The sequence below is a fragment of the Paenibacillus kobensis NBRC 15729 genome (genome assembly GCF_004000825.1).
Lineage (GTDB): Bacteria > Bacillota > Bacilli > Paenibacillales > Paenibacillaceae > Paenibacillus_T > Paenibacillus_T kobensis.
Genome location: NZ_BILZ01000064.1, coordinates 1 through 15,145 on the forward strand (window position 1 = coordinate 1; position 15,145 = coordinate 15,145).

The window sequence follows — 15,145 nt, forward strand, 5'->3', positions numbered from 1 at the left end:
CTACGGCTCGAAGGCGCAGGCCATATTTTGAACGGAACATGGCGTACCAGACCGCAGCCGTCAGCACGAGCGCGATGTAGGTCGTCGGGTATGCGTGGAACAACGCTTCGCCCAGCAGCGGAATATCAGCGGCATACGGAACTTTAATTTGATGGAACACTTCCTTCAAAGTGTCCGACTGTCCGGAGCCGTGGTAGATGCTCTTCACGAGATAAACACCGATGCCCAGCGCGAGAAAATTGATGACGACGCCTGTTACGACCTGGTTCGACCTGAACGTGACCGTTGCGACCGCGTGAAGGAGCGCGAACAACGAAGCGAAGATGACAGCGCCCAGTAACCCGAGCCAGGGCGACAAGCTGCCCGCCCCTCCCCTCGACGCATAATCGGCCGTCACCGCCGCAGCGAATGCTCCTGCCGTCATTAATCCCTCCAGGCCTATATTGACGACACCCGCCCGCTCCGAACAAATGCCGCCAAGAGCAGCAAGAATGAGTGCCGCTGAGAAGGCTGCCGTTGAATTCAACAACTGCCCTATTGTTTCAAGGATGTTCATGAACGGCCGCTCCTTTCTCCCGCTCCGCCTCGGGCCGATTCAATTTTCGAAACCAGTCGGGTTTCAACAGCCAGCGGACGATGCCGTGCGAAGCAACGAAGAAGATGACGGCGCCAATGACGATACGGGCGATTTCCGTCGGGACGTCGGCGCCAAAGCTCATGCCGGCAGAACCGTAGGTCAACGCGCCGAACAGAGCGGCAGCAAGCAGAATGCCGAGCGGTGTATTGCCGCCAAGCAGCGATACGGCGATGCCGTCGAAACCGTAGCCCGGCGAGGATGCCGCTATAACCTCGTAATGGAATACGCCAAGCGACTCGAACGTGCCGGCGAGCCCCGCGAACAGCCCCGAGATGAACATCGCTTTTATAATGGTACGGCTCACTTTCATCCCGGCATAACGGGCCGCTTCCGGGTTATGGCCAACAGCGCGAAGCTCGTACCCTTGCTTCGTCCGCCACAGCAGTACGTAGAACAAGGCGACTCCGGCGAGCGCGAACAGCATGCCGATATGCATCCGTGCGTAATCCATCCCCTTCGACAGCCCGGCCAGTGAGACCGAAGCCGACTCGTGAATCATCCGAGACCGTTGCTGCCCAGGCTCCAGCAGAAACTGCCGGATGATGAAATTGGATAGATAAAGGGCGATCCAATTCAGCATAATCGAAGAGATGACTTCATTCACACCGCGCCGTGCCTTCAAGTATCCTGTGAGTGCCCCCCATAGTCCTCCGGCCATTGCACCGGCGGCTATCGCAAGCGGCGCGTGGATAAAGGCAGGCAGATCAACCGTCACACCGACGACTGTCGCGCCCGTCATGCCCATAATAAACTGGCCCTCCGCGCCAATATTGAACAGACCCGTTCGGAATGCGAATGCCACCGATAAACCGGTGAAAATGAGCGGCGTTATCTGCCGGAGCGTCTCCCCGATATCGAATTTGCTGCCGAACACTTTATCCAGCAATGAACGGTAGGCAGCGATCGGATCGTAACCGCCTGCCGCCATAACAGCGGCGCCGACCAGCAAGCCGAGCACGATGCTGATCAGCGGTACGAGCGACGATGTTTTATCGAACAGTCTGCGGCCGGTTCCCATCATGACCCAACACCTCCTCGCTGCGCTTATCTATACGGCCGCACATCATTAGACCGAGCATCTCATCGTCCCGCTGCCTTGCATCGAGCTCACCCATTACGGCGCCGCCGCACATCACAAGCACCCGGTCGGACAAACTGAACAGCTCATCCAATTCGTAGGAAACGAGCAGAATCGCCTTGCCCTCTTCCCTGGCAGCCAGCAGCCGTTCATGCACGAAGGCGATTGCTCCGATATCCAGTCCGCGCGTCGGCTGAACGGCTACAATCAGCTTCGGCCCGCGGCTTAATTCCCGGGCAATAATCGCTTTCTGCTGATTGCCTCCCGATAATGTGCGCGCTGTATATTGAATGCCCGGCGTACGGACGTCAAACCGCTCCACGAGTAATTGCGCCTCTCGTTCAATCGACTTCCTCCGTAGAAAGCCGTATTGCGAATACATAGAAGACGAGTGTCCGCCGAGCACCATGTTCTCGCCGAGCGTGAAATCGAGTATGAGCCCGTGTTTATGCCGGTCCTCCGGAATATGGGCGATTCCTGCTCGAAGCAACTCGCCTGGCGGCCGGTTCGTCATGTCATGCCCGCCTATCCGAACCGTTCCCGATGATACGGCTGCCAGTCCCGTAACCGCTTCAACCAATTCATGCTGCCCGTTGCCGTCTACGCCTGCAATGCCGACGATTTCTCCTTCGCGCACCGAGAAGGAGACGCCGTGCAGCACCGGGCGCCCACGTTCGCCCTGCATGCTGAGGCCGTTCATCTCCAGCACGATGCCCCCTGGTGCCCGCCGTCGGCCGCGCTCATGTATTGTTACCGGGCGGCCGACCATCATCGCAGCCAGCTCGCCCTCACTCGTCTGCTCTGTCCGTACCGTTCCAACCGCCTTGCCCCGCCGAATAACGGTCACTCGATCCGAGGCTTTCATAATTTCTTTCAGCTTGTGCGTAATAAGTATGATCGACTTGCCTTCAGCCGTCAGCCTCCGCAAAATCAACATCAGTTCTTCGATCTCGCCCACCGTTAACACTGCCGTCGGTTCGTCGAGAATAAGTATGTCCGCGCCGCGGTACAGCGTCTTTAATATTTCGACCCGCTGCTGCATGCCGACCGATATTCGCTCCACCCGAAGCTGCGGATCGACCTCTAGCCCGTACTTGGCCGACAGCTCCCGCACCCGAGCCTCCGCCTCCTTCTTCTTCAGACGCAGTCCCCCGGCGGCGGCCGGCTCACTGCCGAGCACAATATTGTCCGCAACGGTAAACGTCTGCACAAGCTTGAAATGCTGATGAACCATGCCAATGCCAAGCTCGATCGCCCGTGACGGTCCATTGATGACCGTTGACTGCCCATGAATGCGGATTTCGCCCTCATCCGGCTGGTATAGCCCGAACAAGATGTTCATCAGCGTCGATTTACCCGCTCCGTTCTCGCCCAGCAGCGCATGAATCTCGCCCCGGTTCAACTGGAAGCCGATACCGTCGTTCGCCGTTAGTCCGGGAAACCGCTTCGTAATGCCGATCAGCTCCACTGCTGCCGGTACGCTCGCATCGCTCATTCCGCATCCTCCCGCCATAGGAGAAAGACCGGCCAATGGCCGGCCTTATCGCCTGGATGATCCGTATTCGTCGTCTCGTTACAAGCCCGTTCGCTCATAGATGCTGATGTTTCGTTATAAAGACTATTTCGCCGCCGGTTCCTTCGGCACGACGATTTCGCCGCTAATAATCTTGGCCTTGAACTCTTCCACCTTAGCCAGCACCTCATCCGGCACGTTCTTATTCACGGCAGGGAGTCCGACGCCATTATCCTTAAGGCCGAGCTCTACAATCTTGCCGCCTTCGAACTTGCCGTCAATTACGTCCTTGGACACTTTGAGCACAGCGGCCTCTACTCCCTTCATCATGGATGTCAGCGTCACGTCATCGCCGAACTCGAGCGATTGATCCTTATCGACGCCGATAACCCATACTTTGCCGCCCGACTTGAACCGGTCCAGCGCTTCGGTGAACACGCCGTTGCCCGATGACCCTGCCGCTTGAAAAATAATATCCGCACCATCGTTATACATCGTCGCTGCCTGCTGCTTGCCGATATCCGGCTTGTTAAAGTCACCCACATAGTTAATGAGCACCTTCGCATCCGGATTAACCGCCGCAACGCCAGCCGCGAAGCCTGCCTCAAACTTCTTAATCACCGGAATCTCCATCCCGCCGACGAAGCCGATTTTGTTCGACTTGGTCGTCAGTCCCGCCACAACACCGACAAGGAACGAGCCTTCATTCTCGGCAAAAGTAACCGACTCTACGTTCGACGCCTCTACGACGTTGTCGATAATCGCAAGCTTCGCGTCCGGATTCTGCTCCGCGATCGTCTTCATCGCATCGACGAACAGAAATCCGATGCCCCAGGTCAGGCTGTAGTCGTCCTTCACGAACGTATTCAAGTTCGGGATGTAATCCGAGTCCGTCTTACTCTCCAAATATTTGACCGTGACACCCGTCTCTTCCGCCAGCTTCTGCAAACCTTCCCACGCGCCCTGATTAAACGACTTATCATTCACGCCGCCGCCGTCCGTCGCCATCCCGATCTTAAGACCCGCGCCCTTGCTCTCCGACGGCGCCGGATCGGCTGCCCCGCTCGTCGTTGCCTTATCCGAAGGCTCTGGATCTCCTGTCGTTCCGGCTTCCTTCTTCTCGCTCCCGCACCCCGCCAATGCAATGGCGGCCAGCATAACCGCTACGACCATCAGAATCAGCTTCTTGTTCATTCCGCTCTCTCCCTTACTGCCCGAGTGTGGATCATGATCTGCCGCCCGCCTTCGATGCGTCATTCGATTGTCAGGTTTATGCCGAGTTGCTCTTGTTACTTCCCTATTATAGGGAGGGGAAAAGCACCGTCAATGTCGCAGAGTGAGGTATCCTCACATCTTGTGCGGCCATACAAAATGTTAAGCAGCATGCACAAAAACACAGGACTGACTTATGCGAAAGAATCCCGCACGCTGACAACGCGAATAAGCCCCCACTCCGCCTTCACGGCGGAAATGGAGGCCCTCCTTGTGCTGCTATAAATCATTTCATTTTCCTAGAAATACGTCGCCGAACAGATGAATATCTTTTGCTGTGCCAATGCCGCTGTTATACTCGATCCAGCCTTTGCGCCCCTTGCCGTCATTGTCATTTATGAGCAGCGACAACTTCAACTTCGCTCCTTGCTTCACCTTATCGGTAACGAACGTTAATTCATGCCATGGGATGGCAAGCTCATAAATCGTATGCCCTTCGGAACGGATAACTGTTGCATCCATCCCTCTGACATCGCCCGGCATAAATCCGCTTGGCGCGATCCAGCGCCATTGCGAGACAATGCCCGCATCGTCCACGGCCGCTCCTATTTCACTGTACTCATTCGCCATCCCGCCGTCTTCGCCGGCTATGCCGACCGCGAGTTGTAAGCTGTCACCGCTCCAAATGGCATCCGCATGCTCTTGTTGAACATGTGCATCGTCTGTCACATCCAGTGCCGCATACAACTTCTCGTCGTCCCAGCTGATATAGCCGAATGCGCTCGCATCCTCTTCGCCGTTCCAGCCATCCATGACAACTTTGCTTACCTCGAAACGGGACGCTCCCTTCCATTCCGCCATGCTTCCATCGATCTGAACCGGCGACGGCTGCTTATGGGCAAGAAGCGCATGGAATTCTTCTTCCGTCCGCTGCACCAACTGGCCGGAGCTGTCGGCAATCTCAAGCGAACGCTGTCCTTGTGCGAGCTCGGGTATTATAAATGATGTGCTTGCACCGACCTCAAGCCCGCTGATATCGGCCTTATATTCGCGCTGTACGGAACGTTCCGTCTCGTAGTTGAATTGAAGCTTCCCGCTGAATGGGCTCTCGCTCCGGTTCGTTATCTGCATCCGGGTACGTACCGTGCGCTTCTCCGGATCATAATACGTCTCGAATTGCGGCGTAAGCGGATCGAGCACTTTCACATTAACAGCGAAGCGGTGCACAGCCCCTGCTCCCTGTGATACGATAACGGATCGGCTGCCCCGCTCCAGGCCGGCCGGAATTTGTACGTTGAGCTTGGCCGCCCCCGCCTTCCCGGACGTCCACCCTTCCGGCAGCTCCACGTCGACCGGGCTGTCTGCATCGGCTTGATAAGCCGTCGGCAGCTGCAGCTCGAAACGGTTACCGGATATCGCTTCTATGCCAGACGTTACCGGTAGTGAGCCCGCATCCTGCTCCTTCCACACATTCCACAGGAAGTGTGAGGTCGTCCCTACTACCTCGTCGGCATACTTCTCGTTCTTATAATCGTGCCCGACGCCCTCCATGGTAAGCATCGTCTGGTAGATTCCGCGCTGCTGCAGCTCTTGCTGGAGCTCCAAGCTTTGAGCATACGGAACGAGCTGATCGATTGTGCCGTGAATAATAAGTACAGGCGGCAGCTTCTCGTTCGCAGGCAGATCCAACTTTCCGCCGTAGATGTCGACAATAGCGTACACACTCTTCTTCACGGCGTCATTCTGATCCAGATAGTGGTTGACGAAATTGAGCGACAAATATCCGCCGGCCGAATCGCCGCCGACTGCAATTCGTCCCGCATCCAGCCCTTCGGCCTCCGCATTGGCTGCGATCCACTCGAACGCGTCCTCGATATCTTCGTACGCATCGGATAACGTACGGGAGAACGGTGTGAACGGGTCGCGCTTCAGCCGGTAATCCATGGCGACGACTGCATAGCCTCGCTTGGCCAATTCTGAAGCGTATGCTGTCCCATCCTGCTTGCTTCCGCTCGTATAACCGCCCCCATGAATAAACAGGAACACGGGTCTCTTCACGCCGCCATTGGCGGACGGCTTATAGAGATCAAGCTTAAGCAGCTCCGCTGCATCTGTCTCGTTCGTCTTGCTGGCGTAAACAATATCCCGCTGCACTTCCACTTCGTAGTCCGGCGTAAGCAGAGGCTCTTGCGTCTCCATCTGCAGATCAGCAGTCCGGTCCGAGGTCTGGTCCTCCCCCTGATTGCTTGCCGGTTGGTCAGCCGTGGGCTGCACCTGCGCCTGCTCCTTCTCGCTCTTATCGCCCTGTGAGCCCGCCAGCAAAGCCCAAATGCTAATGCCAACTGCCGCCACAATAACAAACCATACATAAATCCACTGCCGCTTTCGCAACGAAAGACCCCCTAGAGTTGATTTGTAATAAGTAGGAATGCTTTTATTGCCATATTATTGAAACCCTCAACAAGGGGCAATGAGCCATCTTATCTTAAATCAGCGTAATATTACGCATCTGTTTCGTTCTCCAGCGGCGGTCTGCAACAAAACAAATAAGACGGCGCAAAGCGCGCCGTCTTATTTGCCGTCTATTTCACTGTAACGGAAGATTTCTGCGTCGTGACCAGCTTGCCGGTTGGATCATACGCTTTGACAACAATATCGATCCTCTTGCCATGATACGGCTTAAAGTCAATCTTGGCACTCCACGGCAGTTGAGTCACCGCAGCAATGGTCTTACCGCCGATTTCATAGGTTACTTTGCTTAGCACCGGCGTCCACGTTTTCATATAAGCCGATACCGTCTCGACGTCCGCCTCGACCGTCGAGCCGCTAATCTTCCGATAGACGACCGCCGACTCCTCGCCAATCGTACTCAGATAGAACGGACTCGCGATCGAAGTCTTGTAGGCCTCCAGCAATTTAGTGTTCGCGGACAGCATATAATATTTGACCCGATTGGAGGAGTCGTGATTGCTGTCGAAATAAAATACCGCCTTCACCTTCGGATATACCATCGGCAGCGAGAGGTAGAACTGCTTCAGTTGGTAGCTCGCCCACGCTGTTTTATCCTGCAGCTTCTCCGGATACATGTACGAGACACCGCCCTCGGAAATAAAGACAGGCTTGCGCTGCGCATACAGCTTATAGATATGATTGAACTTGTCCAGATGGCTCGCGCGGTCTTCGCCCGCCTTGAGCGGATCCAGCGTCGGATTAAAGATCGAATAGACGCTTACGCCCACCCAGTCGACATAAGCGTCGCCGGGATAGTAGTCCTCAATGTTATATTCCGGCGTAGAACCAGGCGCCCATACCATCGCGACGTTGTTCGGCGCTTCCTTATGCATCACATCCGCTAAGAGCCGGAATTTCTCGATATACTTGTCCGGGTCGCCGTGCCAAGGTACCCAATCACCGTTCATTTCGTTCGCGAAGCGCAAAAATACATTCACACCGGACTCGGCGATATCCTTGGCGAATTGATGCAGATACTCATCGTCCTGCACCTGATCAAGCCCCTGAATCGGCTGAATGCCTAGTTGAAGGGCGGTCCCGTTCGCCCGCGCATGCTCCAGATGGCTCTTCAGCATCGACAACGGCTTGCCGTATGTAAAATAAAGCAAGTACGCCGCATGCTTCTTGCCCGTCAGCTCCGGGAACTTCTCGGTGTAGAACGGATTGCTCGTCTTCGCATTATGAACGGCCGTATCGAGCTCAGCATAAGCCCCAATATACGCACCATTCTTAGGCTCGAAAATTTCGCCATGGTAGTTGGCACTGCCTGCGGCGGCCGCATCCGTTTCAACGTACAGCTGAACGCTGCTCCGCAGCATATCCGCCTTGCGCTTGGCCGCCAAGCTTACTTGCAGTTGTCCGGCCTTATCCGCATAGAGCGCCTCTTTATCCCAGTTCGCAACAGCCTCGTCGTACTTCTTCAGCTTCGAATAGTCCGCTCCAATATTGCGGTACATATTCGTTGCGTTACCGTACTCCTTGTTCTTCACGAACTCATCCGCAATAAGCTTATACTTCGCTATAGCCTCCGCGTATTTGCCTTTCGCGTCCAGCTTCTCCGCTTCCTTGTAAATTCCCCATACATTCAGGGCATACGCGCTTCCCACCGGCCATGCTGCCATGATCAACAACGCCGCGGCTATGCCCAATGTGAACCTTCTCCAACGTCTTCTCTCTGCCAATGTGTCGATCCCCCGTCTGTTAGGTCTAACGTATCACTCTAATGTCGGGGATTATTTTACCACATGGTTCAAGAGACTTAAAGAGTCCATCATTCGTAGCAAAAAAGGCCCAGTCCTCTAGCAGCTGCTAGAAGAACTGAGCCTTCATTCGGGTTCAATTCGGGGCCGGCTGACTGCCTAAGCTTTGTCAGATCCGGAACCGCCCTCATCTTCGCCGTTATTTGTTGTATCACTAACTGGTCCTGCCGCCTCTTCTTGCTCTTTCGTCTGAATACGAACCTTCACGCCGCCGATCGTATCGATCTTCACGTCGTTGCGGAACTCTTCAGAGGACGAAGATTTCTCGAGGTCAACAGGCAGTTCGCCGTCGATCGCACCCGTCTCGATCAAACGCTTGATCTGTTCGAGCTCGAGCGTCTCCTCGCGGAGGAGCGTCTGGGCGATCAAATGCACTTCTTTCGACTTCTCGGTGAGCAAGTTCTTCGCACGCGTATAGGAGTCGTTGATCATGCGCTGCATCTCTTGGTCGATCTCATACGCGATCGTATCCGAGTAGTTCTGCTCATGTCCGATATCGCGGCCGAGGAACACTTGGCCTTGCGAGCTGCCGAACTGCATCGGTCCGAGCTTATCGCTCATGCCGTATTCCATAATCATGCTGCGTACGATGCTAGTCGCTTGCTTGAAGTCGCTGTAAGCGCCCGTGCCGATTTCGCCGATGAAAATTTCTTCGGCGACGCGGCCGCCGAGCAGCCCCGTTACTTTATCCAGCAGCTCCTGCTTCGTAACGAGCATACGGTCTTCCTTCGGCATCATGATGACGTAACCGCCAGCCTTGCCGCGAGGAATGATCGTAACCTTATGAACCATATCGGCATGCTCCAAGAAGTAGCCGACAATCGTATGTCCTGCTTCGTGGTAAGCGACAATACGTTTCTCGCGGTCGCTGATAACGCGGCTGCGCTTCTCCGTACCGACGATGACGCGGTCGATCGCTTCGTCAACCTCAACCATCGCGATATCCTTCTTGTTGCGGCGAGCCGCCAAGAGCGCTGCTTCGTTCAGCAAGTTCTCCAGATCGGCGCCGGTAAAGCCGGTCGTGCGCTTCGCAATAATGTCGAGCTTAACGTCCTTGGCCAACGGCTTGTTGCGGGCATGCACTTTCAGTACCGCCTCGCGGCCTTTCACGTCTGGACGGTCGACCGTAATCTGACGGTCGAAACGGCCTGGACGGAGAAGCGCCGGGTCCAGAATGTCCGGACGGTTCGTCGCCGCGACGATAATAATGCCTTCGTTCGCGCCGAAGCCGTCCATCTCAACGAGTAATTGGTTGAGCGTTTGCTCGCGCTCGTCGTGACCGCCGCCAAGGCCTGCGCCCCGTTGACGTCCGACGGCATCGATCTCGTCGATAAAGATAATACAAGGAGCGTTCTTCTTCGCATTCTCGAACAAGTCGCGAACGCGCGATGCGCCTACCCCGACGAACATTTCGACGAAGTCGGAACCCGAGATGCTGAAGAATGGTACGCCTGCTTCGCCTGCTACTGCACGGGCGAGCAACGTTTTACCCGTACCCGGAGGGCCTACAAGCAGAACACCCTTCGGAATACGTGCGCCTACTGCTGCGAACTTGCGAGGATCTTTGAGGAATTCAACGACCTCGACGAGTTCTTGCTTCTCTTCATCTGCGCCCGCCACGTCCTCGAACGTGACGCGCTTCTTCTCTTCATTGTATAGACGGGCTCGGCTCTTGCCGAAGTTCATCACTTTGCCGCCGCCACCCTGGGCCTGGTTCATCAAGAAGAAGAACAGGATAAAGATGATCACGAAAGGAATGATAGACGTCAGCAGCGTGAGCCACATGCTCTCGCCCTTCATCTTCTTATACTCAAGCTCGAAGTGATTCTGCTCCGCCGCATCGTCAATTTCTTTCGTTACAAATTCATCGACGTTGGTACGGGTATAAAACTTCTTCGTTTTCGTGTTGGCTTCCGGCGGGTTTTTATATTCACCAGTGACCAAATAGGAATAGCCATCAAATTGAAGTTCCAAGCTCGCAATGTTGTCCGTACTGAGTGCTTTCCGGAACTCATCGTAGCGGATTTCGGCCGATGAGTCGTTTTGGCTGCTGATAAATTGGACAATCCCCACGGTCACCAAAAAAATGAGTAAATAAAATCCAGTGTTCCGGATGATTCGATTCATCCCCAACCTCCTCTCGAGACGCTTTAAATATTTTACCATAGCATGACTTTCCATAACAATAGAACCAGTAATGGCGTCACGCTAGGGCGAATCGCATAACAATTGGGCGCGTTCCTTCGCGAGAAGAGTACTACTTGCTGTATACTTCAGGCTTCAGGATGCCGACGAACGGCAGGTTGCGGTAACGCTCCGCATAATCGAGTCCGTAGCCGACGATGAACTCATCCGGCAGGATGAAGCCCTTATAATCTGCTTCAAGCTCGACGGTCCGGCGTGCCGGCTTGTCGAACAGCGTAACGACTGTGACAGACTTTGCGTTACGGCGTTCCAGCACATCGATCAAGTAACTCAGCGTCAGGCCGCTGTCGATAATGTCTTCTACGATCAGCACCTCGCGTCCTTCTACGGTGACGTCCAGGTCCTTAATGATTTTGACTACACCGGACGACTTGGTGGATGCGCCGTAGCTCGATACTGCCATGAAGTCGATCTCCAAAGGTATGCTTAATTGTTTAACCAGATCTGCCATGAAAATAAACGCGCCTTTCAGGACGCAGATAACTAGCGGATTCCGGCCTTCGAAGTCTTGGCTGAGCTGCTCGCCTAGTTGATTGATTTTGTTCTGAATCGTCTCGGCATCAAAAATAACTTCCTGGATATCGTTTAACAAAATGGTTCCTCCTAAAGATTAAGCGTAGTGCTCTGACCGTTGTCGCGGCCAGAATGGAACTTAAGCTGCTCGAAAACATGGACTAGATAAAGTGCTTAATTAAAGTTGCGCTTCCGCCCAGTAGGGCATGAGATACTGCTCAAGCTGCTCCGGCCATATTAGGGATAGCTTGTAACTTATATGTATGATCATACAAGGGCCGCTTATTCAAGGTTCATTGCGAAGGGTGCAGCATGAATACAGAGCAGGTTCGTCGTGTCCGGCGTCACCGGCGCAGCGGCAGAACGTCTTGCACCTGGAATCCATAACAACTTCCCTTCCGCATCGACGAGCAATGGCATTCGGTCTCGGACAGACGGCGGAATCTTGAGATCAACGAACATATCTTGCACCTTTTTCGTTCCGTTTAATCCAATTACGCTCATCCGGTCGCCTGGCCTGCGGTTGCGAACGATCAACGGGTAAGCGAGTTTATCCGCATCGAATGCTGCCGTGTATGGCCCGCGCTCGACGGCTGCCGCGGCATTATGCGCCAGCCGGAACGTCATTCCCCCTTCCGGAATATGAACGGTTCCGTTCGCTCCATCCAGTGTGTACGCGTATGGCGGACAAGGCTCATGCGCCCCTCTGCTGTGACGCGACCACCGCAATCGGTCGTACTCGCGATCGAACCTGATACCCGCACATGCGTCCGTGCTCCATGTCGAAGGAAATGCGGCCGCCGTTGCGTTTCTCATTCTCTCAATCTGCTCGAATTCCGCACCTTCAACCGGGGCTGACCCAGTCGTTTCCATTGAGAGATAATTTAATATTAGTTTAATCAATCTCCTTTGTAAAGCGACGGGGAGGCTGGTCAAATCCGCTCTTTCCATCTCGAACGACGGCCCATGACAGCGTCTGACCAGACGCTCGAATGCGCGTTGCGATTCCTCCTGCATCCACTCGTTCTCAGCCGAAGCGATCTCGGAGAGCCTGTTCAAGGAAGCCGCCAATTGAGGGTTGTGCTGCGTCAATCTAGGCAAAATATCGAGCCGAATCTCATTGCGCCAATAATCACGCTTCGCGTTGCTGCTGTCAATGGCGAACGGAATACCATAATGCTCGATATAGGCTTCAAGCTCTGTCTTGTAAATACGCAGCAACGGACGGATAAGTTCCACGTTTTTATCGGGTCTTTTGACCGGAATTCCGGCTAATCCGCTTGTACCCGTTCCTCTCAGCAGCCGCATCAGAACCGTTTCCGCCTGATCGTCCGCATGATGGGCAAGCGCGATGCGTGAGGCTCCGCTCCGCTCCGCCACTCGGTGCAGAAATTCATACCGCTTAATCCGGGATGCAAGCTGGCCGTTCATTCCAGTTTCTTCAATATATGTCGGCATATCAAGCTTTACGGATTCGAAAGGAATCCGGATCTTTCGTGCGTAGGCCTCCACCATCGCGGCCTCGTTCTCTGATTCTTGCCCCCGGAATCCGTGATCGACATGCGCTGCAATCAAATGCAGCCGGTCACTTGCTGCTGCCCGGTGAAGCAGATGAAGCAGCGACATTGAATCCGGTCCGCCTGATACGGCGACGACGATCGTATCGCCTTCGCGCCACAATCCATCCGCTTCCTTAGCAGCCATCAGCCGCTTCAGCAACTCATCCATCGTTGTTCCTATTCCCCTTCGTTCATCGAAATGCCGCAGCGCCGCCTTCAGACAACCATCTACTCCAACCACAGCCAGACGGCTGCGCTCGCTGCGACGCCCGCCGATAAGAGGAACAGCCCCTTGACCCATGCCGGCACGGGCTGCGCGCTCTTGTGTGTATCGGACCGGGTAACGAGCCGCTGCCATGAGGCAGCCGCCTCCCTCGCGTCAGCGAAGCCGCCGGTCAGCGCACGGCTGAGCCAGCCGACGAAGGGACGGAGCTCCGGATTGTTCTGTGCCAGACGCAGCAGCTCTTCGGGCGACCGGTTCTGCGGCAGCAGCTGGTGCGGCAGCAACTGCAGTCTTTTGCTGTCATGCAGCTGAATGCACAGTACCGCGAACGAGAACAGATCATACCCTGCATCGGCCGTCCTCGTCCCCGCATTCCAGTATCCGCGGTCGTAAATTTCGGTAAACTGGCGCACTCCTTTGCCGAAGCCGGTGAGACCGCCGTAATCGACTAACTCGACCCGCCCATACTCGGCTACTAGAATGTTCTCGACCTTCAGATCGCCGAACGCCCATCCCGCCTCATGCAGATCGCCAAGCTTGCGAAGCAGATTATATAACGCGAGCGGGAACCATTCCGTCCCTTCCTTCGCGAGAAAACCTGACAGCGTTGCGCCGCGAACGTACCGCATGACGTAAAAAGGGAGCTCCCGTCCGGCTTCGAGCACGACATCGTCTACATCGACAAGAAACGGCTCGACATCGGGCCGTTTCGTTCTTTTCTGCAAATCTAGCGATTGCAGCACATTGATTTCCGATTGCAGGTCGACCGCGTCGGCGCCGACTTTCAATGCGTACCAAGCCTTGTCCCGCTGAACAAGATATACTTTGCCGTTAGCCCCCTCGCCGAGCAAACGCTCGACTCGGTAGCAGGCGCCTCTCCACTTGCCGGTTACGACCGATCCGCGGCCGAGGTTGAAATTAAACGACGTAGTCACTCATCATCCCGTCCGTTCCGTCTCTGCTATCCCTACGATAATCCCCCTGACGGTAAAAATCAATGACCTGCATGATCGCCGGCCCGGTCGGCGTCGTGCCGCGCATCTGCAGTTTCGGAAATATCGACTGTACGCCGGACAAGTCGTTGGTCCAATCCAGGTCAAGCGTGCAATCGTCCCCGTACCCCGAGCCCGGGAAGTGAAATACCGCCAGCTCGCTTTCCCCTTGCCGCGACCGCAAGCTCAGCATCAAATCCCGAATCGCCTCCTCGACGGCCTGCAGCTTCGGCTTCATGCTCGCACTCGCGTCGATGAGCAGCGCCACGCGAAGCTTGGTGGATTCACCAAGCTCATCGATGACGCGAACGACCTCGCTGCGTTTCTCCGGCGGCAGCGACTCGATCGACGTCTGGCCGAACACCTGCTTCAGTTCCTTCTGAACCGCGTGCTGAATCGTCTGAACGACCGTTTTGCGCGTCATCATCTGCACCGTTTGCGACAACTGCTTCGTGTTCACAAGCCGGCTCATGCCGCCTCCTGCTCTTGCAATCTCCTCAATCTCCGTAGCACCGAATTCACCGACGTCGCTCCGGTCTATCACGCCGACTACGTTGACCGTAATCGCTTCCGAATGCGCGTGCGCCGCCGCCACGACCGGACTGACTCCGACATTCGAGCAGCCGTCCGTAATTAGTAGAATCTGTTTCATCTGCGAACCTCCTAACCGTAGTGGGAACCGCCCAGTTCATCTATTGGTTGTCTCTATTAGCTTTGCCGAATCGAGAACAATATAGACCCGTTAGGCGCAACTACGCAGAACAGACCGGCCTCTATCGAACCGGTCTGTTCACAATAATTAAATATAGCAGAGGTGCCGCGAGCATTCGGAAACCGAGAGCTGCGAGGAATCAACAAGAAGTCCGGTAAGTACGGGGTCTCGAGACCGCCCGCATCAACCGGACTTCCATATGCATGAACCGGAATGCGCGAATGAGCGCG

11 protein-coding genes are annotated in these 15,145 nt (G+C 55.2%); all 11 read right to left on the bottom strand.

Annotated elements, in window-relative coordinates; translation table 11 throughout:
• Positions 1 to 556 (bottom strand): ABC transporter permease (locus tag PKO01S_RS24690; RefSeq protein ID WP_164779750.1); only part of this gene is annotated, 556 nt, incomplete at its 3' end.
• Positions 543 to 1,655 carry an ABC transporter permease gene (locus PKO01S_RS24695; protein WP_127534138.1) on the bottom strand — a complete coding sequence of 371 codons (1,113 nt, stop codon included), beginning with the start codon at positions 1,653 to 1,655 and terminating at the stop codon, positions 543 to 545. The genes PKO01S_RS24690 and PKO01S_RS24695, both read right to left, overlap by 14 nt.
• A complete protein-coding gene (locus tag PKO01S_RS24700) occupies positions 1,627 to 3,210 on the bottom strand; it encodes an ABC transporter ATP-binding protein (RefSeq protein ID WP_127534116.1) in 1,584 nt (527 codons plus the stop codon). The genes PKO01S_RS24695 and PKO01S_RS24700 overlap by 29 nt, the downstream gene beginning before the upstream one ends.
• Positions 3,211 to 3,333: 123 nt before the next feature.
• Positions 3,334 to 4,422, bottom strand: a complete 1,089-nt coding sequence (locus PKO01S_RS24705) for a BMP family lipoprotein (RefSeq protein ID WP_127534117.1) — start codon at positions 4,420 to 4,422, stop codon at positions 3,334 to 3,336.
• Between the two features lie 309 nt (positions 4,423 to 4,731).
• Positions 4,732 to 6,831, bottom strand: coding sequence for an alpha/beta hydrolase fold domain-containing protein (locus tag PKO01S_RS24710; protein WP_127534118.1), 2,100 nt, complete (start codon positions 6,829 to 6,831; stop codon positions 4,732 to 4,734).
• Between the two features lie 191 nt (positions 6,832 to 7,022).
• Positions 7,023 to 8,633: a glycosyl hydrolase gene (locus tag PKO01S_RS24715; RefSeq protein WP_127534119.1), complete on the bottom strand. Its 1,611-nt coding sequence runs from the start codon at positions 8,631 to 8,633 to the stop codon at positions 7,023 to 7,025.
• A gap of 177 nt (positions 8,634 to 8,810) precedes the next feature.
• Positions 8,811 to 10,838 carry an ATP-dependent zinc metalloprotease FtsH gene (gene ftsH, locus PKO01S_RS24720; protein WP_127534120.1) on the bottom strand — a complete coding sequence of 676 codons (2,028 nt, stop codon included), beginning with the start codon at positions 10,836 to 10,838 and terminating at the stop codon, positions 8,811 to 8,813.
• A gap of 130 nt (positions 10,839 to 10,968) precedes the next feature.
• Positions 10,969 to 11,508, bottom strand: coding sequence for a hypoxanthine phosphoribosyltransferase (gene hpt / locus PKO01S_RS24725; protein ID WP_127534121.1), 540 nt, complete (start codon positions 11,506 to 11,508; stop codon positions 10,969 to 10,971).
• Between the two features lie 203 nt (positions 11,509 to 11,711).
• Positions 11,712 to 13,289: a tRNA lysidine(34) synthetase TilS gene (gene tilS, locus PKO01S_RS24730; protein WP_246070728.1), complete on the bottom strand. Its 1,578-nt coding sequence runs from the start codon at positions 13,287 to 13,289 to the stop codon at positions 11,712 to 11,714.
• A complete protein-coding gene (locus tag PKO01S_RS24735) occupies positions 13,217 to 14,146 on the bottom strand; it encodes a protein kinase domain-containing protein (RefSeq protein ID WP_127534123.1) in 930 nt (309 codons plus the stop codon). Before PKO01S_RS24735 ends, tilS begins: the two co-directional genes overlap by 73 nt.
• The gene (locus PKO01S_RS24740; protein ID WP_127534124.1) at positions 14,130 to 14,855 is read right to left on the bottom strand and encodes a vWA domain-containing protein; all 726 of its coding nucleotides are present in this window, start codon (positions 14,853 to 14,855) and stop codon (positions 14,130 to 14,132) included. The genes PKO01S_RS24735 and PKO01S_RS24740 overlap by 17 nt, the downstream gene beginning before the upstream one ends.
• Between the last annotated feature and the right edge of the window lie 290 nt (positions 14,856 to 15,145).

What these genes read in the sequence shown, in the direction of transcription:
- PKO01S_RS24695 (WP_127534138.1), bottom strand. Translation starts at nt 1,655, where the DNA reads ATGGGAACCGGCCGCAGACTGTTCGATAAAACATCGTCGCTCGTACCG.
- PKO01S_RS24700 (WP_127534116.1), bottom strand. Translation starts at nt 3,210, where the DNA reads ATGAGCGATGCGAGCGTACCGGCAGCAGTGGAGCTGATCGGCATTACG.
- PKO01S_RS24705 (WP_127534117.1), bottom strand. Translation starts at nt 4,422, where the DNA reads ATGAACAAGAAGCTGATTCTGATGGTCGTAGCGGTTATGCTGGCCGCC.
- ftsH (WP_127534120.1), bottom strand. Translation starts at nt 10,838, where the DNA reads ATGAATCGAATCATCCGGAACACTGGATTTTATTTACTCATTTTTTTG.
- tilS (WP_246070728.1), bottom strand. Translation starts at nt 13,289, where the DNA reads ATGGGTCAAGGGGCTGTTCCTCTTATCGGCGGGCGTCGCAGCGAGCGC.
- PKO01S_RS24740 (WP_127534124.1), bottom strand. Translation starts at nt 14,855, where the DNA reads ATGAAACAGATTCTACTAATTACGGACGGCTGCTCGAATGTCGGAGTC.